Genomic DNA, 19010 nt, shown 5'->3' with positions numbered 1-19010 from the left:
GGCGACCGCCCAACGTGCCGGGGAATCGGCCCGACGGAACGCGGGCGTGGTGCGCCGGCTGGTCAACCCGGCCAGACTCGGTTACGGCTGCGCCGGGCTGATGGGCCTTTGGCTGTTCTGCTGGCTGTTCGTCAGCCTTCGATTCGACTCACACTGGAACTACCACGGTTGGCTCTGGCGCGGGTACTGGCCGGTGTTGGCGATGCTGGCCGGTGCGACTCTTGCGGCGGTCGGCGTGATCGGCGTCCGGCGCTGGGACAACACCCGGTGGCGGCGCCGTGCCGGTGCGGGATGACCCGGTCGCGATGTCGTGCTAGAGAAGCACGCCGGGATTGAGGATCCCGGCGGGGTCGAAGGCATCCTTGATCCGGCGCATCAGCGCGATCTTGACCGGATCCTCCAATTCCAGGAAGTGTTGCGTCTTGGCCCGCCCGAGGCCGTGCTCACCGGAGATCGCACCGCCCAACGCCATCGCCGCCGCGAAGATGTCGTGGAGCAGTCGGTGCCGGACGTCGTCGTCGGCGCAGAACACCGCCAGGTGCACGTTGCCGTCTCCGGCGTGCCCGCATCCGACCACGCCCGCGCCCGCCGCTTGCGCGGATTCCTGTGCCCGGGTGAAGAACTCGTGCATGACCGCACGCGGAACCACCACGTCGATGACGTCGTGGGCGCCGGCGGCCTTGGCCGTCCAGAACGCCTTCTCGCGCGCCTCGATCAGCGCGTGCGCCGAGTTTCCTTCCAGTACATAGACATCGACCGCCCCCAGCGAGCCCAGCAGTTCGCCCAGCATCGCCACGTCGTCGTCGAGACGGTCATGGTCGCGGTTCTCCACACCTATCACCAGGTGCGCTTCGGCGCTGTCACGGACCTCGTCGGGGATGCCCAGGTTGAGCTGCTGTGCGTAGCTGATCGCGGCCAGGGTGAGTTTGTCGACGTATTCCAGGATCACCGGGTCCACGCCGCGGCGTACCACCGTCGGCACCGCGCGCATCACCGCGGGCAGGTCGGCGAACGGCGCCAGCAACGTCGCCGAGTGAGCCAGCCGCGGGTAGAGCCGCACCGTGATCTCGGTGGCCAGCGCGCAGGTTCCCTCGGAGCCGATGATCAGCTGGGTCAGGTCGTAGCCGGTGGACAGTTTGGTGATCCGGCCGCCGGTGCGGATCAGCTCGCCGGTCGGCAGCGCCGCTTGCAGTCCGAGCACGTTGTGGCGGGTCACCCCGTATTTGACCGCGCGCATGCCGCCGGCGTTGGTGCCGACGTTGCCGCCGACACTGGCCGACAGCTCCCCGGGGAAGACGGTGTACATCAACCCGGCCGGGGCGGTTGCGGTGTCGAGGTCGGCCAGCGTGACCCCCGGCTGCAGCACGGCGACCTGGTTGTCGGTGTCGATCTCGAGGATGGCCGCCATCTTCTCGAAGGAGATCAGCAGGCCGTCGGCGCACGGTCGCGCGCCCGCCGACAGCCCGGTGCCCGACCCGCGGGCGGTCACCGGGATCTTGGCGTCGGTCGCGGTGGCCAGCAGCGCCGCGACCTGTTCGGCGGTCTGCGGGCGGGCGACGTAGCGCGGTGCCACCGGCGCTCCGACCAGTGCCTCGTCGTGGGCGTAATCGGGGCCGATCTGCTCACCGGTGAGCAGGGCGGCCGCGCCGACGATGTCGGCGAATCGATGGGTGGCGTCGGCCTGCGCGCTGTCCAGCATGCCCATGCCGGCCCCTCACTTTCCGAATCCGGCGTCCCGCAGCGCCTGGGCCATCGACCCGCCGGCCGGGGCCGCGTCCCGGCGCCCGGCACCGTTACCGGGCCGCCGCTCCCGATTCTGCTTGCCGGTGTCGCGGCCCGCAGCCGGTTTGGCGGCCGAACCGCGATCCGGCTTGTCCCGCAGTCGAAGGCTGAGCCCGATCCGCTGACGGTCGACATCGACGTCGACGACCTTGACCTTCACCACCTGGCCGGAACGGACCACCTCGTGCGGGTCGGAGACGAAACGGTCCGCCATCGCCGAGACGTGCACCAGGCCGTCCTGATGGACTCCGACGTCGACGAAGGCACCGAAGGCGGCGACGTTGGTCACCACCCCTTCCAGAACCATGCCCACCTTCAGGTCGGCCACCTTCTCCACACCCGCGGCAAACGTCGCCGTGGCGAATGCCGGGCGCGGGTCGCGGCCCGGTTTCTCCAACTCGGCGAGGATGTCGGTCACCGTCGGGACCCCGAAACGGTCGTCGGCGAAATCGGCGGGCCGCAGCGACCGCAACAGTCGTTCGTCGCCGATGATCTCGGCCAGTGCGACGCCCGCGCGGTCCAGGATCCGGCGGACCACCGGGTAGGCCTCGGGATGCACGCCGGAGGAGTCCAGCGGGTCGTCGCCATCGCGGATGCGCAGGAACCCGGCGCACTGCTCGAATGCCTTGGGCCCCAACCTCGGCACGCCCCGCAGGGCGGCCCGATTCCGGAACGGCCCGGCCTGTTCGCGGTGCGTCACGATGGCTTCGGCCAGCGATTCCGAGACGCCCGACACTTTGGCCAGCAGGGGCGCGGACGCGGTGTTGAGGTCGACGCCGACGGCGTTCACGGCGTCTTCGACCACCGCGTCGAGGCTGCGCGCCAGGTTTCCCGGCGAAACATCGTGCTGGTACTGGCCGACGCCGATGGACTTCGGTTCGATCTTGACCAGCTCGGCCAGTGGGTCCTGCAGCCGCCGCGCGATCGACACCGCCCCGCGCAGCGTGACGTCGAGGTCGGGTAGTTCGTGTGCGGCGTAAGCCGACGCCGAATAGACCGAGGCGCCGGCCTCGCTGACCATCGCCTTGACCGGCGCGGCGGCGCCGGCGGCCTTGAGGTCGGCGATCAGCTCGCCGGCCAGGGCATCGGTCTCCCGCGACGCGGTGCCGTTGCCGACGGCGATCAGGTCCACATCGTGCCGGGCGATCAGCGCGGCCAGCATCGCTTTGGCCTGATCCCACTGCCGTTGCGGCTGGTGCGGGAAGACCGCGCAGGTGTCGAGCACCTTTCCGGTGCCGTCCACCACGGCCACCTTGACGCCGGTGCGAAACCCCGGGTCCAGCCCGAGGGTGGTGCGGTTGCCGGCCGGGGCCGCGAGCAGCAGGTCCTTGAGGTTCGTGGCGAACACCCTCACCGCATCGGATTCGGCGCGTTGCTTCAGCCGCATCCGGGCATCGACGGCGGCCGAGAACGCCAGCCGGGTCTCCCACGCCCACCGCACCGTCTCGGCCAGCCAGGGCGTCGCCCGGCCGGAAGCGGCCATGTCCACGCCCAGCGACTTGGCCACCATCGCCTGATAGGGCTCGGCGTCGCCGCCGCCGAAGGACAACGCCAGGGCCTCCTCCTTCTCGCCGCGCAGCACCGCCAGCACCCGGTGCGACGGCATCGTCTCCAACGCCTCGCTGAACTCGAAATAGTCGCGGAATTTTTGCGCGGCAGCACTTTTCGCAGCATCCTCAGACCGGGGCGTGGTCCGCAGCGACCCGCAGGACCAGAACTTCTCCCGCACGGCCCCCACCAGTTCGGCGTCCTCGGCGGCGCGCTCGACCAGGATGGCACGCGCGCCCACCAGCGCCGCCGCGGCGTCGGCGACGTCCTCCCCGGTGAATTCCCCGGCGAGCTGTTGCGGGTCCAGCGTCGGGTCGGCCAGCAACCGGTCGGCAAGCGGTTCCAGACCGGACTCGCGGGCGATCTGCGCCTTGGTGCGGCGCTTCGGCTTGTACGGCAGGTAGATGTCCTCGACCCGCGCCTTGGTGTCGGCGGCCAACAGCGCGGTGCTGAGCTCATCGGTGAGCTTGCCCTGTTCCTCGATCGAGGCCAGCACGGCGGCCCGGCGGTCATCGAGTTCACGCAGGTACCGCAGCCGCTCCTCGAGAGTTCGCAGCTGCCCGTCGTCCAGGCTGCCGGTGACCTCCTTGCGGTAGCGGGCGATGAACGGCACCGTCGCCCCCTCGTCGAGCAACGCGACAGCCGCGGCGACCTGTCGCTCTGCCACCGCCAATTCATCGGCGAGGCGGGCGCTTACCGGTTTGAGGGCGAGGTTCGCGGTCACGCCGACGGACCCTACCGAACGCCGCTGACAGTTCCTTGGTGCGGGACGGCGTGGTTTTTGACCGCGCGCAGGATGGCTACGATGCCGCCCACCTCGGCGTCGCCGAACATCCCTTCCGGCCCGCGCGGTGCGTGGTCGGTATAAGGCGATTCATAGAGACGTGCGGGTTCCATCACCCCGTTGGCTGTCACCTCATCGATGATGAGGTTGACGAATCGGATCTGCTCGACGGTGAACTCTGTGCCATCCCCCCGCAGCCGCTGCTGTGCGACGTCGCAACCACCGTGGACTGTTCGACGGCGTTGTCGGCCGGCGCGGTTTCAGGAGATCCATCCACAGTTGCCCGGTTCATTCACAGAGCACCGTACGACCCCCAATATTCGCACAATTGTTCGATACGTTGGAGGTGTGTCCGAACCCGATCAGGTCCTCCCTCCCGCGGCGGCGGCCCGCGCGGCCATCCGCGCGGACCTGGCACTGATCGATGATGCCCAGGCCCGACTCCGCTGCGCCGACACCGACATCGTCGGCAACGCGTTTCGCGTCGAAGTCGCCGAACACCTCGAAACCCAGCATCGAGTCAATCGCGGTCTGTCCTACCGCATGTTCGGCGAGATCGCCGACCCGGCCGACGGTCCCGAGGACCCCCGACTGCCCGCCGACACCAAGATCACGGACCTGCTGTGGTCGCGCCTGCGCATCACCCGAGCCGAGGTCCGACGCCGGTTCCGCATCGCCGCACGTATCCGCCCGCGACGCAACCTGACCGGACCCCCGACCCCACCCGAACTTCCCGAAACCGCCGCCGCTGTCGAGGACGGCCGCATCGGCGACGACCACATCAAAGCGGTCACCAAAGCCCTTGACGAACTACCCGCGAAGGTCGCGCCGGCCGATCGTGAGGCTGCCGAACGTACCCTGGCACGCCACGCCACCGAGCAGGACGCCGCCTTCGTCACCGCCATCGGACACGCCATCGCCGACCGTCTCAACCCGGACGGGAACTTCACCGACGAAGACCGGGAACGACGACGCAACCTTGTCCTGGGCCGCCAAGGCCCCGACGGGATGAGCCGACTCTCCGGCTGCGTCGACCCCGAAGCCCGCGCCTACCTCGAGGCCGTCTTCGCCGCGGTCCGCCCCGGCCACCGCCAACCCGACGGCTCCGCCGGCCGCGACACCCGTTCGTCGGGACAACGCGACCACGATGCGCTCAAACTCGCGCTGCGCCATGGCATCGAGTCCGGCGCCATGGGCACCCACCGCGGCGTTCCGGTGACAGTCATCGTCACCACCAAACTCGCCGACCTCGACCAGGCGGCCCGCGCCATGGCCAACCCGGAGATCCCGATGCCGCCTGCGGCCCGCACCGGCGGGGGCAGCCGCCTGCCCATGCGCGACCTGATTCGCATGGCGGCCAACTCGATTCATTACCTGGCGGTCTTCGACGACCACTGCGAGCGCCCGTTGTACCTGGGCCGCAGTAAACGCATCGCCACCCTGGATCACCGGATCATCTGCCACGCCCGCGACCACGGCTGCACCAGGCCGAACTGTTCGGAGTCCGGCTACCATTGCGAGGTCCACCATTCGCCGGACTGGGACCCCGACGGCCGCACCGACGCCGACGCGCTCTACTTCGCCTGCGGCGCCGACCACGGCGCTGCCACGCGCGGCGACCTCCACACTCACGTCACCGAGCAAGGGCGCCTGGCCTGGACCGACGGCACCAGCCCACCGCAGATCAACCATCTGCACCATCCGGAGGAGCTCCTGGATGCTCCCCACGCAGATCCATAGCTGCGAGTTCACGTATCGTGGCCCGAACCGCGAGAGGATGCCACGGTGACGACCTACGCCGAGATCCGCAACAATGCGCCGCTGTGGCCGGGCGTGATGGACCGCTCGCTGCTGGGCAACCGCCAGGCGCAGGCCGCGTTGTATCTGGCCGACGCCGCCAAACGAGGCAAGTGGCGCAAGGTGGTTCGCGAACTCGACCGCGGCGACCACGTGGTCGACATCAAGGCCTGGCGACCCGGCGGCAAGACCTGGCTGACCGTGCTGCATCAGGCCGGCTGGCACGGGGCGCCGCCGGACGTCGCGTCTTGGCTGATCGAGCGGGGCGCCCTGCGCAGCCAGCCCGACGCCGCCGGGCGCACCGCCTACGACATCGCCGTCGAGCACCACCGGCCTGCCGAGCTGTTGGAGGTCCTCAAACCGCCGGCGGCGCCGCTGGACCGCGACCGGGTCGCCGCGCTCGACACCCAGCTCACCGGGATCATCGACGACCTGATCCAGCAGCTGTTCCGCGGCGTCGATCTGCGGCAGATGTTCCGGTATCCCCCGGTCGAGGTGCTGCACGAGCTGCCGGGAAAGCAGCTGTGGTTCCCGGTGCCCTACCTGTGGGGCGGCTTCCGGGTCGGCCTGCAAGACGACGACGTCGAACTGTTCGGCGGCTACCGCGAGCTCGACCCGGTCGGCGACGTGCACATCGCGACGGTGGGCTATCTCATCACCCCCGAGGGCCCATCGCAGGTCTACGAGGGCTATCAATAACGGCAGAGCGCGATCAACCGCGGACCTGTTGCCGCAGCTGCCCTTTGGCGATCTTGCCGCCGGAGGACCGCGGCAGTTCGTCGACGATGACGAGACGTTCGGGCAGGAGTTCTTTCGACACCCCGAGGGCCAGCAGATGCTCCACGAGTTCGGGCAGCTCCAGATTGCCGGTGCCGGCGACCAGCGCATCGGCGAGCTCGACATAGACGCACACCTTCTCGCCGAACACCTCGTCGGGCATCGGCACCGCGGCGGCCACCGCGATCGCCGGGTGGGTCATGACGGCGTCCTCGACCTGCGCGGCGCTGATGTTCTTGCCGCCCCGCAGGATGAAGTCCGACGTGCGGCCGGTGACGCTGAGGTAGCCGTCGGCGTCGATCTCGCAGATGTCGCCCATGCGCATCCAGCCGTCGGCAGTGAACAGTTTGTCGTGATCGGCACCGCCCAGATAGCCGAGGCTGGTGGCCGGTCCCCGGCAGGCCGGCTGGCCGCGACCGCTGTCGGTCACGTCGGTGTCACCGTCCTCGCCGCCGAACAGCCGGACCGCCATCTCCGGAACGATCCGCCCCCCGGTGCGCAGCCGCCGCTCCAGCGGGTCGTCGAGGGTGGTCGCGCTGAGCAGGCCGGTCTCGTTGGAACCGTAGAACTGCAGGATCGTGGCCCCGGTGAGCTCCTCGAACTCCGCGGCCGGACGGTAGGGCAGCGCCTCGCCGCCGGTGAACACCACCCGCAGCGAGCTCAGGTCGAACGCCCGACTCGCGGGGTCGGCCATCAGCATCGTCAATTGCGTGCTGACACAACATAAGACGGTGACACGGTGTTCGGCTATGGCAGCGCAGGTCGCCGCGGCGGTGAACCGGTCCAGCAGGATCGCCGTGGTACCGAGGTGAATCGGGGTGGTGTGGCTGGTCCAGAGCCCGAAACCGAACGGGGTCGGGATGATCGGCAGAAAAATGTCTTCAGAGCTCAGCTGTCCGTTGGCGACGGCCAGCTGGTGGAAGTAGTGCCAGCGGTTCTGGGTGTGCACGACGCACTTGGGCAGCCCGGTGGTGCCGGAGGTGGAGTTGATCAGAAAGACGTCGTCGGCGCCGAGTTGCGGCCCCGGCGCCCCGATCTCGACGGCGCCGTCCAGCGCATCGATGCGCAGGGTGTGGACCTCGAGGTCGGCCGCGGCCGCCTGCCGCTGCGCGTCGGTGATCAGCAGCTCGGCCTGCGCTGCGGCCAGGATCGCCGTCACCTCGCGGATCCCGGCGCGTGCACCGATGCCCACCACCACCGCGCCGCACCGCTCGATCGCCACGAACAGCACGTGAATGGCCGCGGAATCGCCGTGCCAGACCGCGATACGGTCGCGCGGCGACACTCCCGCGCCGGCAAGCCTGGCCGCCAGGGTGTCCGCCGCCGTGTCGAACTCCCGCCACGTCAGTCCCGCGCCGGGATGGTCGACATAGGCGGGCCGGCCCGGGAAACGTTGCGCGTTGCGGCGAACCGCATCCGACAGCGTGGTCTGCGACCACCACCCGGCGTCGTGGTAGCGGGCTACCTCGGCCGCGGTGAACGCCGGCGAATCCCAGTCAGGCATAACGCTCCTGCAGTCGTCCCTTGACCAGCTTGCCGGTCGCTGTGCGCGGCAGGTCGGTGCTGAACTCATAGCGGCGGGGCACCTTGTAGTGGGCCAGGCGCTCCCGCAGGAACCGATCCAGCGCTGCGGTCAACTCGTCGCGCGGGCCGGCCTCGGCGGCCGGGTGGACCACTGCCAGCACCGACTGCCCCATCTCCTCATCGGGGACGCCGATGACGGCCACATCCAGCACCGCCGGGTGCAGTGCCAGCGCGTTCTCGATCTCCTGCGGGTAGATGTTGACCCCGCCGGAGATGATCGTGAACGACTTGCGGTCGGTGAGGTACAAGTAGCCGTCGGCGTCGAGGTATCCGACGTCACCGGTGGTCGTCCAGTTCGGATGGTCCCGGTGGCGGGTGTCGGCGGTGCGCTGCGGGTCGTTGTGGTATTCGAACGGCGCGGCGTCACGTTCGAAGTAGACGGTGCCGTGCTCTCCGGCCGCGACCTCGCCGCCACGGTCGTCGCAGATATGGGCAACGCCCAGTACCGGTTTGCCGACCGAGCCGGGATGCGACAACCAGTCGTGACTGTCGATGATGGTGGTGCCGGCGGCTTCGGTGGCCGAGTAATACTCCAGCAGGATCGGCCCCCACCAATCGATCATGGCGCGTTTGACCTCCACCGGGCAGGGCGCGGCGCCATGTACCGCGCAGCGTTGCGATGACAGGTCATAGGCGTCACGAATCCGCCGGTCGAGTCGGAGCATCCGGACGAACATCGTCGGCACCCACTGACTGTGAGTGACCCGGTAGCGTTCGATGGACCGCAGCGCGTCCGCGGCGTCGAAGTGTCGCATCATCACCACCGTGGCACCGACCCGGTGCGCCATGGCCATGAACCGCAGCGGGGCCGAGTGGTAGATCGGGGCCGGCGACAGGTAGACCGAATCGACAGTCAAACCCATCGGCGGCGCGAACAATCCCGTGATCCGGTCGCCCGGCGCGTCGACGTCGCGGCCGGGCAACGGCACCTTGATCCCCTTGGGGAACCCGGTTGTGCCCGACGAATAGAGCATGTCCGCGCCGCACGGCTGCGCCGGCAGCGGTTGCGTCGAGGCGGCCGCCACCAGGCTCTCGTAGTCGTCGAAACCGTCGATGGGACCGGTTGCGATCCGGCGAGTGACCCGGGGTGTCCGGGCGATCACCGCCGCGGCGATGCCGGCGTATTTCTCGGCGATCACCAACGTCTGCGCATCGCAGTCGTTGACGACGTAGGCGACCTCCCCGGCGGTCAGGTGCGAGTTGATGAACGTGATGTAGAGCCCGGAACGCATGGCGGCCCAGTAGATCTCCAATGCGCGCGGCTGGTTGTCGCAGAGCACCGCGATGTGGTCGCCCGGCCGGACACCGACGTCGTAGAGGTGGCGGGCGAACCGCAGCGAGCGAGTGTCGAGTTGGCCGTAGGTGAGGGTCTCTGCGGTGTCGGCGACGATGATCGCCGGCTTGTCGGGCGTGGTCGCCGCGTGAACGCCGGGATACATCGTGACGGCCGCCTCGGTGTCAGCAGATCTCGGTGTCAGTAGATGTAGTCTTCGCCGCTGGCCCGCACGGTGATGTCGCTGATGCTGATGCCCCACGGCTGGTCGATCACTCCGACCACGGCCGCGGCGAGGTCCTCGGGGGTGATCAGCCAGTACTTCACCGAGTCGACGTCGGTCTGCTCGGCGGCCAGGGTGCCGTTGGCCCATTCGGTCATCGACTGCATGTAGTTCTCGGCGCGTGAACCGACGATGCCCATGATCGCCGCGCCGTTGACCACCCCGCTGCCCAGGTTGGTGCCGAGCACGCCGGTCGGTTTGACCGTGGTCACCTTGATCTTGCCCTTGGCCTCGCTGCGCAGCGAGTCCGAGAGCACGGTGACCGCGGCCTTGGTCGCGCTGTAGACCCCCGAACCGGCCACCCCGGCGTTGCCGTAGATCGACGAGATGTTGACGACGTGGCCGCGGCCTTGACCGATCATCTGGTCGTAGACGGCCGAGATTCCGTTCACCACGCCCTTGATGTTGATGTCGATCGCGCGGTGCCACTGCTGCCAGGCTTTGTCGTGGTCGGCGAAGTAGGCCAGCGGCATCACGCCGGCGTTGTTGACGATGACGTCCACCGCGCCGAAGGTCTGCACCGCGTGTTCCACGGCGGCCTTCATCTGCCCCATGTCGGTGACGTCGGCGAGGTGGTGGGTGCCCGACAGTCCGGCGGCGCGGATGCCGTCGAAGACGGCCGCGAGGTTCTCGGCGCCGATGTCCACGCCGACCACTCGAGCCCCGCCGGCGGCGCACTTCTCGGCGATCAGTTTGCCGAACCCGCCGCCGGCGCCGGTGACGACGACAACCTTGTCCTGCAGGTGCTGCGACATAGTCGGCCTCCCGGCAACGCGTCTCGGACTGCGGAGTTTCGATGAGTGTAGGTGGCCGCTGTGGTACCTGTGCCGGGCGCCCGATTTGCCCGGCGACAGGCCGGACATCCACCCGCCGCCCCGGCGAGCCGGGCGCTATGGTCACTGCGTGAAGCGTCGAACGGCATTGGGGCTGCCGCTCCTGTTGGCGGCGGGTCCCGCCCTTAGCCGGATCCCGCGGGCCGGCGCCGACCCGGGCCGGTGGTCGATCGACCGGGTCAACCGCTGGTATCAGGCGCAGGGCTGGCCCGTCGGCTCCAACTACATCACCTCGACGGCCGTCAACCAGCTCGAGATGTTTCAACCCGGAACTTTCGACCTGCGGCGCATCGACGCCGAGCTGGGCTGGGCCCGCTCGGCAGGATTCAACACCGTGCGGGTGTTCCTGCACGACCAGCTCTGGGCGGCGGACCGTAAGGGCTTCCAGTACCGGCTGGCCCAGTTCGTCTCGGTCGCCGCCCGACGCCGGATCAAGCCGATGTTCGTACTGTTCGATTCCTGCTGGGACCCGCACCCCAAGGCGGGCCAGCAGCTTGCGCCCCGCCCCGGCATCCACAACTCGCGGTGGGTGCAAAGCCCCGGCGCCGAGCGGCTCGGTGACCGCAACTACTACCGCACCCTCTATGACTACGTCACCGGTGTGATGACCCAGTTCCGCTACGACGAGCGAGTTCTGGCGTGGGACTTGTGGAACGAGCCGGACAACATGGCCCGGGAGTACAACAGCGTCGAGCGCTCCGACAAACTCGACCTCATCAGCGACCTGCTCCCGCAGGTCTACAGCTGGGCGCGCGCCGTCGACGCTCGTCAGCCGTTGACCAGCGGCATCTGGGAGGGCTCGCGACAGGGCAGCACGATCGTCAACACCCAGCTCAACAGCTCCGACTTCATCACGTTCCACTCCTACGACAAGCCCGCGGCGTTCAGCGATCGGATCGCCGAGCTCGCCCCGCTGGGCCGGCCGATGATGTGCACCGAGTACCTGGCCCGCACCCGCGGCAACACCATCGACGGGATTCTGCCGATCATGAAGCGCCACAATGTCGGCGCCTACAACTGGGGTTTCGTCGCCGGACGGACGCAGACCTACCTTCCGTGGGACTCCTGGGACAGCCCCTACACCGCGGAGCCGCAGGTCTGGTTCCATGATCTGGTGCAGCCCACCGGGCGCGCCTACCGCAACCTGGAGATCCTGACGATCAGCAACTTGACCGGCCGATGATCGCAGACCCGGATTCGGGGCAGGTTGGCACGACCGGCTGATAGCCGCCGGATTCAATGGTGAAATTATTGGCGGCAATGTCATCGGCGGCCGGTTCGGCGGTCGGTGTTCACGGGTCTGCTTGAGGAGTCGATGATGGGCGAGACCGCGCCGGGTTCGCGGGCTGGGTCACGTGTTGGGCGCTACCTCCTCAAACGACTGCTGGGTCACGGCCCCACCGGCGAGGTCTACGAAGCCGTCGACACGCAGAAGGATCGCCCCGCCGCGGTCAAACTGCTCGCACCGGCATTAGGCCGCGACCCGGCGTTCCGGGAGTGGTTGCAGCGTGAGGCGCTGACCGTCGGGCGGGTCCAGGAACCACACGTGGTGCCGGTCCGCGATTACGGCGAACTGGACGGCGAGGTCTTCATCGACATGCCCCTGGTCCACGGCGGCGACCTTTCGGCGCTGCTGAGACGAACCGGGGTGCTGCCGCCATCGCGTGCGGTGAACATCGTGTGGCAGGCCGCCTCGGCGCTGGATGCCGCGCACGCCGCCGGAGTGATCCACCGCGGCATCAAACCGCGGAACATCCTGCTGACCGGGGACGACTTCGTCTACCTGGTGGACTTCGGGATCGCCGGGGCGCCCGGGGCGGACGCCGCTGACGCCGAGCACGCGGGCGCCCGCTGGAAGTACTCGGCACCGGAGTTGTTCTCCGGCGGTGACTTCGGTCCGGGCGTGGATGTCTACTCGCTGGCGTGCGTGCTCTACCAGTGCTTGACCGGCTCACCGCCGTACCGGGCCGACAGCGTCAAGATGCTGGCCAATGCTCACGTGAGCAAGCCGATCCCGCGACCCAGCCAGGCCGGGTCGACGATCCCGTCCACCTTTGACGCGGTGATCGCCAAGGGCATGGCCAAGGATGCCCGGGAGCGCTATGGCAGCGCGGCCGAGTTGGCCACCGCCGCCTACCAGGCGCTCAGCGCGCCCGATCAGCATCGGACGCTGCAGATCTACGAGGCCAGCCAACAAGCCACCCCGCCGTTGATCGAGCAACCGACGTCGAGCACGCCGCCGGCGGTGCCCAGCGCGCAGCCGCGTGCCGCCGAACAGCCCAACCCACCGGCCCCGGCGTCGCCGGCGGGTCCGATGCCGCCCGCCCCGCCGGTGTCGCAGGCCGCGGCGCAACCGGCCGAGGCGCCGGCCCCCGCGTCTCCCACCCGGCCTCCAACCACGCCGCCTCCAACCACGCCGTCTCCCGCCACGCCGTCTCCCGCCACGCCGCCGGTCCCGCCGGAACCCGAACCCGCTCCGGCACCGGAACCGGCGAGCACTCCTGGACAACCCGCGATTCCGCGCATCGCGACCCCGGACCATGACTGGTTCAGCTCGCCGCGACGAGTGCCCGCGTATCGCGATCCGGATAAACGCAAGAAGCTGTTGCGGCTCGCCGCGGCGCTGGCGGTGGTCGTGGGGATGATCACCTGGCTGACGAACCGGTCGGGCTCGGATGATTTCGCCGCCGACAGCGACCTGCCGGAGTCCGCCGCCGCTGCCAGTGAGCCCGCATCGCCGGTGTCGAGCGCCGAAGCCCGGGCGCGACTGCTCAAACTGCTGCCCCGCGGTTATCCGCAGGACGCCTGCACATCGACCACCCCGATGGGCGGCGCCATCGCGGAGGTGACCTGCGGCCGCAACGTCGACGTGGACGGCCCGTTCTCGGCGACCTATTCGCTGTTCCCGAACGCCGGCACCCTGCGGCTGAGTTTCGACAACACCGTGCAGGCCACCAACGTCGTCACCTGTCCGGGCCGGATCCAATCGCCGGGGGCGTGGCATCGGACCGCGACGCCGGACAAACCGAGCGGGATGCTGTTGTGCGGCACCCGGCAGGGTTCGCCCACGCTGGTGTGGACCAACGATGCCGATCTGATGATGGCGGCGTTGCGCACCGAACACAGCACCCCGAGTCTGGAGCAGTTCTATTCCTGGTGGAGTTCGCACTCCTGACCGGCCGTACCCCGCCGGCGCGGCCAGATATGTCGCAACTCTGAGACGTGCGCAAACAACAAGGTCAAATCCGTTAAGATTTGCCGTCTGGACTGCAAAACCCCCGAGATCCAGTCGAACCGAGGAGTCAACCAATAATGAAGTTGATCACTACTGCCGTGGCAGCAGCCGGAGCATTGGCCGCGGCCGGAGCGCTCAGCGTCGCAACCGCCGGCGCCGACGCCGGTGACGTCGCTCCGACGACCCACCCGATCGGAAGCCAGGGCACCATCGACAACGGTGGGGTCATCCAGGGCTGGACCATCAGCGACCTGCGGCCTAGCTCGGACGCCATCCCCTACCAGGCACGCGGCACCCTGTGGGAGGCCACCGCCACCGACGTCGCCATCCAGGGCACCGTCACCCCGGTGGTCGCCAACCTCGGCGCCCGGTCGGCCAGCGGTCAGACCTACCCCGCGCTGTTCGGTGTCGCCACCCCGCAGGGCGTGAACCCCTCGAACCTGGCCCAGGGCCAGAAGACCACCGGCAAGGTCTACTTCGACGTCACGGGCGACGCGCCCAACAGCGCGGTCTACCAGTTCGCCGGCAAGGACCAGCTGGTTTGGGTCCAGGCGGCGCCGGCCAGCGGCGGTTCGTCGGCCCCGGCGGCCGGCTCGCAGCGCAGCCCTGCGGCCACCAGCGGAAAGCCGGCCCAATCGGGCAACCAGACCACCCCGGCGCCCGCCGGTAGCCAGACCACCGGCAGCGAGAGCACCCCGTCGGCCACCAGCGGTCAGGGCACGCCGGCGACCTCGGGCAGCCAGGGCACCCCGCTGCCGGCCGAGGCCGACGGCACCCCGGCGACCGCGGGAAGCCCCGAGGGCACCCCGGCCGCGGCAAGCGGCTCGGAGGCGCCGACCTCGGCGGGTACCCCGGAAGCGTCCGCTCCGGCCAGCCCCGCTGGCCCGGCCGACACCCCGGCCGCGGCCGGTAGCTCCGGCACGCCGCTTCCCGCCGAGTCCCCCGCCGCCTCGAGCGCCGGGGCGGAAAGCCAGGCCGGCGCCAGTTCGCCGGGCAGCGACGCTGCGACGGCTTCGGGTGGAAACCAGGGCACGCCGCTTCCCGCCCCGGGCGCTTCGGCGGCCAGTGGCACGAGCAACGCGACCGGGTCGAACTGACCGCGCCATAGGTCGTTCGTCCGGCCCGGTCTCCGCTTCCGCGGGGGCCGGGCCGGACTCGTTTCCCCGGCGGCCCGGCCGGCGGCCCGTTAGGATTCAGTACTTTGGTACCAATCACCGGGATGCCGCCGAACCGAGGAGTCAGACCACATGAAGTCCATCTCGACCGTCCTGGCAGCTGGAGCATTGGCTCTCGCCGGCGCGTTCGGCACCGGAATCGCCGCCGCGGACGAGCCTGCCCCGCCCACCCATCCGCTCGGCTCCCAGGGCACGCTGCCGGAAGGTCCGGGTGTGCACGGCTGGACAGTCGCCGACCTGCGGCCCAGCTCGGATGCCATCCCCTATCAGCCGCGCGGCACCCTGTGGGAGGCCACCGCCACCGACGAGGCGATCCAGGGCACCGTGTTCCCGATCGTCGCCAACCTCAGTGCCCGCTCGGCCAGCGGCCAGAATTACCAGTCGCTGTTCACCGTGCCCACTCCGCAGGGCATCGTGCCGACAGGCCTGAGCCAGGGCCAGAAGACCAGCGGCAAAGTCTATTTCGACGTCACCGGTGACGCGCCGACGAGCCTGGTGTATCAGGCCGGCGGCGCCGATCTGATCCGGTGGGTGGTTCCGGCGCCGCAACCGCAGTCGGGTCCGGCCGCGCCGCAGCCGCAGGCACCGGCCGCAGGATCGCAGGCCCCCGCGAGCGGCGGCAGCCATCGAGCGCCGGGCCCGGCGTCGCGGCCGGCCAATCCGGCACCGGCTTCACCGCCCGTCGGCAGCTCGGGCACGCCGCTGCCCGAAGGCAGCTCCGGTACGCCGCTGCCGGCCGAAGCCCCCGATTCGTCGGCGTCGTCGAGCAGTTCGGCGGGGACCCCGGCAAGCCCCTGACGCGCGGCGGGCCTCGGGCCGATCAGAGCTTGAAGCGGCCCGCGAAACCCCGCAACGGCAGGTCGGCACTGGTCAGCAGGCCGGGCCGGGCGGCGACCACCGAACTGATCGCGTTGAGTGCCGGCAGCCCGGTCACGGTCATCCCGATCGAGGCGAAGTTGTCCGGGTCGGACAGGTCCACCCCGGGCTTCGGCAAGATCATGTGCTTGTTGTACACACACGGGTCGCCGGTGACCCGGGTGATGTAGCAGCCCTTGATCTTCCAGTTCGGTTCGGTGTGCGGGGTCATCTGCCACTCCAGGTGGGTTTCGATGCGCGCGACGCCGTCGACCATGCCCTGGTATTTGATGTAGCTGCCGCCCAACGAGCCTTTGGGCAAGGTGTACCAGCCCAGGTCGACGTCTTTGGTGCACACGCCCAGCTCGTAGCTGAAGGTGACCTCGTCGAGTGTCAGGCCGAAGCAGTCGGCCATCATCAGCACGCTGTCGGCGAAGACGCGGGTGAACTTCTCCAGCTTGGCCGGGATCTCCGGATCATCGGCCGGTTGTCCGTAGCCGACCTCGATCCAGGTCTCCTTGGAGTGGTGGCACGACACGTCGACCGATTCGATGGTGGTGACGTTCTCGATCTCGGCTACGTCGGCCGCAGCGACCACGCCCAGGATCTGGTTGAGGCCCGGGTTCATCCCGGTGCCGTAGAAGGTCGAGCCGCCCTTCTCGCACGCCTCGGACAGCAGTTGTGTCACCGGCTTTCCCGAGGGGTGCGGGTGGTTGTGGTCGCGGTGCCAGCCGGTGATCCAGTCCGCGGTGGTGACGATGTTGATGCCCGCCTCCAGAACCTTGACGTAGAGGTCCTCGTCGGGGAACACGCCGTGGAAGGTCAGCACATCCGGTTTGGCGGCGATGATCTCCTCGACGGTCCCGGTCGCGATCACCCCGTTGGGCGAGATCCCGGCCAGCTCGCCAGCGTCCTTGCCGACCTTATCCGGCGAATAGCAGTGCACCCCAATCAGTTCCAGATCGGGACGCGGCGCGATCCGCTTGATCATCTCGGTGCCGACATTTCCGGTGGCGACCTGGAACACGCGGATCGGTTTGGCGGATGCGGTCATGCGGGTGAACCTTTCTGGGCAGTGGCTGCAGCGACCTCAGCAGCACTGCCGCCGATGCCGTCGGGATAGAACTGCTTGGCCCACTGCCGGATTGCGGTGAAGCCCGCATATTCGGCGGTGGCCAGGGCCGGCGGGTCCGAATAGCGCTGGTGCGACCAGATGTGGATGTCCTGTTCGAACTGGCGGATCACTTCCCGCCCGAACTCGGCCGCTCGGGCCTCGGCGCGGGCGGGATCGGCGCCCGGCGTCCGGCCGATGTAGACCATGAACCGGACGTCGGAGGTGGAGTCGTCGACGGGGGTGATCGCCGAGATGGTGCGGTTGTCGATCATCCCCCAGCTCTTGGTCACCGCGATGCCCAAGCCGCCGTTGATGGCCTCGACACCGCTGTTGACGTCTTCGATCCGCTGGCCGTCGTCGCCTTCGAAGGTGATGGTGAAGTCGACGTAGGACACCGGTTCGGCGAAATCGTGCCGGGTGAAGACCGGCACGATCGGGGTGCGGTGGACGTACTTGAAGTGCGCGAAATCCACCCCGTTCTCCAGCACGTACTGCGGGTGCATTTCCAGGGACTGCCGGTAGAGCCGCTGCTGGGGGTAGTAGTCAGTCGCGGTGCGGTCATCGAAGGCGGCGAACACATCCGGCGGGTCGAAGTACGGCTCGCGGCCGTGCACGTCGTGCCAGATGTAGACCGACTCGTTGCGTTCGATGACCGGGTAGGTGCCGATCCGCCGGCCGCGGTTGGGCTTGTCTTGGTAGGGGATACAGACGTTGCGGCCCTCAGAGTTCCACTGCCAGCCGTGGAAGGGGCACTGCAGCACCTCGCCGCAGACGGTGCCGCCGTAGCCCAGGTGCGCACCGAGGTGCTCGCAGTAGGCGTTCATCACGGTCAGCTGACCGGATTCGGCACGCCAGGCCACCATCTCCTGACCGAAGTACTTCATGCTGTGGACGTCGCCGACACCGATCTCGTCGGACCAGGCGACCTGGAACCAGCCGGTCGGCGTCATCGACAGCGGCGGTTTAGCCATGTGCAGATGTCCTCTCCGAAGTCTCGACGGGGCCGACTTCCGCAGCATAGTTCGACCCGCACCAGAATCATAGGGGGCACTATGGAAATGTTGCTAGAATTCCGGGGATGACGCACCCGGCGCCACGGCGCAGCAACAAGCGGGGGCAGGCGACCCGCCAGGCGATGCTGGACGCGGCGGTGCGCTCACTGGCCACCGGCGATCCGGGCGCGGTGTCGGCGAGCCGGATCGCCAAAGAGAGCGGCGCCACCTGGGGTGCGGTGCAGTATCAGTTCGGCGACGTCGACGGCTTCTGGGCGGCGGTGCTGCACCGGACCGCGGAACGCCGAGATGCGGCGATGTCGGCATTCGCAGGGGTGAAAACGGATGCGCCGCTGCGGGATCGGGTCGCCGCGATCATCGACACGCTCTATGACGGGCTGGCGTCGCAGGATTCGCGGGCGATCGAGAACCTGCGGGCCGCCCTTCCCCGCGATCACAGCGAGCTGGAACGGCTGTATCCGCGCACCGCAGCGGAGTTGTACTCCTGGGGCAAGAGCTGGCTGCAGACCTGCCACAGCGCGTTCGCCGGTCTCGGAGTCGACCCGCAGCGGGTGCGCGAGGTGGCCGCGCTCATCCCGGGCGCGATGCGCGGGCTGGTCTCCGAGCGCCAGCTGGGCTCGTATGCCGATCTCGAGGAGGCCCGTCGCGGGCTGACCAACGCCCTGGCGGTCTATCTGGAGGGATCCCGGGCCGGCTGAGGACTCAGCTCGGCGCGAGTCCGGAGGCGCCGCGGTCGAGATTGCGAAATCCCACGCACGGTTCTTTGGTACCGAACATGAACGGCAGCGCATTCCACCGCAGCCGCAGTCGCGGCCCGTCCCAGGGTGGCCGACGGTAGCACCGCCGATCGCGACAGACCCAGGTAGTACGTCGCCGTCTGCCCCAACCCCTCGCACTCGTGGATCAGCTCCGTTACAGCGCATTGCTGGTGCCCGACCGGGCTCACCTGCCGCCGTG

Annotated in this window: 16 protein-coding genes; 8 read left to right on the top strand and 8 right to left on the bottom strand. The window is 69.0% G+C overall.

Annotation, left to right across the window (positions count from 1 at the left end; translation table 11 throughout):
- Positions 1 to 46 precede the first annotated feature (46 nt).
- Positions 47 to 295, top strand: a complete 249-nt coding sequence (locus tag AWC24_RS08230) for a hypothetical protein (protein ID WP_085083770.1) — start codon at positions 47 to 49, stop codon at positions 293 to 295.
- Between the two features lie 18 nt (positions 296 to 313).
- On the opposite strand, the gene AWC24_RS08225 is transcribed toward AWC24_RS08230, so the two are convergent.
- Genes AWC24_RS08225 through AWC24_RS08215 form a run of 3 tightly spaced genes read right to left on the bottom strand, consistent with a single transcriptional unit; the run spans position 314 to position 4311 of the window.
- On the bottom strand, positions 314 to 1705 hold the full coding sequence (locus tag AWC24_RS08225; RefSeq protein ID WP_109560368.1) for an FAD-binding oxidoreductase: 1392 nt from the start codon (positions 1703 to 1705) through the stop codon (positions 314 to 316).
- A gap of 9 nt (positions 1706 to 1714) precedes the next feature.
- Positions 1715 to 4054: a Tex family protein gene (locus AWC24_RS08220; protein WP_085083768.1), complete on the bottom strand. Its 2340-nt coding sequence runs from the start codon at positions 4052 to 4054 to the stop codon at positions 1715 to 1717.
- An 11-nt stretch (positions 4055 to 4065) separates the two neighbouring features.
- Entirely contained in the window at positions 4066 to 4311 is a 246-nt protein-coding gene (locus AWC24_RS08215) for a type I restriction-modification enzyme R subunit C-terminal domain-containing protein (protein ID WP_085083766.1), read from the bottom strand.
- Positions 4312 to 4462: 151 nt separating this feature from the next.
- On the opposite strand from AWC24_RS08215, the gene AWC24_RS08210 reads away from it, so the two are divergent.
- The gene (locus AWC24_RS08210; RefSeq protein WP_085083764.1) at positions 4463 to 5854 is read left to right on the top strand and encodes a DUF222 domain-containing protein; all 1392 of its coding nucleotides are present in this window, start codon (positions 4463 to 4465) and stop codon (positions 5852 to 5854) included.
- Between the two features lie 45 nt (positions 5855 to 5899).
- The gene (locus AWC24_RS08205) at positions 5900 to 6610 is read left to right on the top strand and encodes an ankyrin repeat domain-containing protein (protein WP_085083762.1); all 711 of its coding nucleotides are present in this window, start codon (positions 5900 to 5902) and stop codon (positions 6608 to 6610) included.
- Positions 6611 to 6623: 13 nt separating this feature from the next.
- Here AWC24_RS08205 and AWC24_RS08200 read toward each other — a convergent pair whose 3' ends face one another.
- The 3 genes from AWC24_RS08200 to AWC24_RS08190 are packed head-to-tail and all read right to left on the bottom strand — an operon-like array spanning position 6624 to position 10583.
- Positions 6624 to 8192, bottom strand: a complete 1569-nt coding sequence (locus tag AWC24_RS08200) for a class I adenylate-forming enzyme family protein (protein ID WP_085083760.1) — start codon at positions 8190 to 8192, stop codon at positions 6624 to 6626.
- Positions 8185 to 9711, bottom strand: coding sequence for an acyl-CoA synthetase (locus tag AWC24_RS08195; RefSeq protein WP_085083758.1), 1527 nt, complete (start codon positions 9709 to 9711; stop codon positions 8185 to 8187). Before AWC24_RS08195 ends, AWC24_RS08200 begins: the two co-directional genes overlap by 8 nt.
- Before the next feature lie 35 nt (positions 9712 to 9746).
- Positions 9747 to 10583: an SDR family oxidoreductase gene (locus AWC24_RS08190; RefSeq protein ID WP_085083756.1), complete on the bottom strand. Its 837-nt coding sequence runs from the start codon at positions 10581 to 10583 to the stop codon at positions 9747 to 9749.
- 148 nt (positions 10584 to 10731) lie between these two features.
- Between AWC24_RS08190 and AWC24_RS08185 the strand changes: the two genes are divergently transcribed.
- The 4 genes from AWC24_RS08185 (at position 10732) to AWC24_RS08170 (ending at position 15869) form a co-directional block, all read left to right on the top strand.
- Positions 10732 to 11844, top strand: a complete 1113-nt coding sequence (locus tag AWC24_RS08185) for a glycoside hydrolase 5 family protein (protein WP_085083754.1) — start codon at positions 10732 to 10734, stop codon at positions 11842 to 11844.
- 135 nt (positions 11845 to 11979) lie between these two features.
- A complete protein-coding gene (locus AWC24_RS08180) occupies positions 11980 to 13836 on the top strand; it encodes a serine/threonine-protein kinase (protein ID WP_163705355.1) in 1857 nt (618 codons plus the stop codon).
- Between the two features lie 137 nt (positions 13837 to 13973).
- On the top strand, positions 13974 to 14993 hold the full coding sequence (locus AWC24_RS08175; RefSeq protein ID WP_085083750.1) for a DUF1942 domain-containing protein: 1020 nt from the start codon (positions 13974 to 13976) through the stop codon (positions 14991 to 14993).
- 150 nt (positions 14994 to 15143) lie between these two features.
- Complete coding sequence (locus AWC24_RS08170; RefSeq protein WP_085083748.1) at positions 15144 to 15869, top strand: MPT63 family protein; 726 nt, start codon at positions 15144 to 15146, stop codon at positions 15867 to 15869.
- A 22-nt stretch (positions 15870 to 15891) separates the two neighbouring features.
- On the opposite strand, the gene AWC24_RS08165 is transcribed toward AWC24_RS08170, so the two are convergent.
- Together AWC24_RS08165 and AWC24_RS08160 are read right to left on the bottom strand one after the other, a co-directional pair.
- Entirely contained in the window at positions 15892 to 16980 is a 1089-nt protein-coding gene (locus AWC24_RS08165; protein WP_085083746.1) for an NAD(P)H-dependent amine dehydrogenase family protein, read from the bottom strand.
- Positions 16977 to 18011, bottom strand: a complete 1035-nt coding sequence (locus tag AWC24_RS08160) for a Rieske 2Fe-2S domain-containing protein (protein ID WP_085083744.1) — start codon at positions 18009 to 18011, stop codon at positions 16977 to 16979. The genes AWC24_RS08165 and AWC24_RS08160 overlap by 4 nt, the downstream gene beginning before the upstream one ends.
- A gap of 107 nt (positions 18012 to 18118) precedes the next feature.
- On the opposite strand from AWC24_RS08160, the gene AWC24_RS08155 reads away from it, so the two are divergent.
- Positions 18119 to 18751, top strand: a complete 633-nt coding sequence (locus AWC24_RS08155; RefSeq protein ID WP_085083742.1) for a TetR/AcrR family transcriptional regulator — start codon at positions 18119 to 18121, stop codon at positions 18749 to 18751.
- The last annotated feature ends 259 nt before the right edge of the window (positions 18752 to 19010 follow it).

Origin of the sequence: Mycolicibacter senuensis, from assembly GCF_002101885.1 — a bacterium.
Classification (GTDB): domain Bacteria; phylum Actinomycetota; class Actinomycetes; order Mycobacteriales; family Mycobacteriaceae; genus Mycobacterium; species Mycobacterium senuense.
The sequence above is the reverse complement of the archived record's forward strand: the minus strand, read 5'-3'. Positions and strand labels throughout refer to the sequence as shown.

Excerpts from the sequence above, each read along its gene's own strand:
- AWC24_RS08225 (WP_109560368.1), bottom strand. The coding sequence starts at position 1,705 with ATGGGCATGCTGGACAGCGCGCAGGCCGACGCCACCCATCGATTCGCC.
- AWC24_RS08200 (WP_085083760.1), bottom strand. The coding sequence starts at position 8,192 with ATGCCTGACTGGGATTCGCCGGCGTTCACCGCGGCCGAGGTAGCCCGC.
- AWC24_RS08195 (WP_085083758.1), bottom strand. The coding sequence starts at position 9,711 with ATGTATCCCGGCGTTCACGCGGCGACCACGCCCGACAAGCCGGCGATC.
- AWC24_RS08190 (WP_085083756.1), bottom strand. The coding sequence starts at position 10,583 with ATGTCGCAGCACCTGCAGGACAAGGTTGTCGTCGTCACCGGCGCCGGC.
- AWC24_RS08180 (WP_163705355.1), top strand. The coding sequence starts at position 11,980 with ATGGGCGAGACCGCGCCGGGTTCGCGGGCTGGGTCACGTGTTGGGCGC.
- AWC24_RS08175 (WP_085083750.1), top strand. The coding sequence starts at position 13,974 with ATGAAGTTGATCACTACTGCCGTGGCAGCAGCCGGAGCATTGGCCGCG.
- AWC24_RS08170 (WP_085083748.1), top strand. The coding sequence starts at position 15,144 with ATGAAGTCCATCTCGACCGTCCTGGCAGCTGGAGCATTGGCTCTCGCC.
- AWC24_RS08165 (WP_085083746.1), bottom strand. The coding sequence starts at position 16,980 with ATGACCGCATCCGCCAAACCGATCCGCGTGTTCCAGGTCGCCACCGGA.
- AWC24_RS08160 (WP_085083744.1), bottom strand. The coding sequence starts at position 18,011 with ATGGCTAAACCGCCGCTGTCGATGACGCCGACCGGCTGGTTCCAGGTC.
- AWC24_RS08155 (WP_085083742.1), top strand. The coding sequence starts at position 18,119 with ATGACGCACCCGGCGCCACGGCGCAGCAACAAGCGGGGGCAGGCGACC.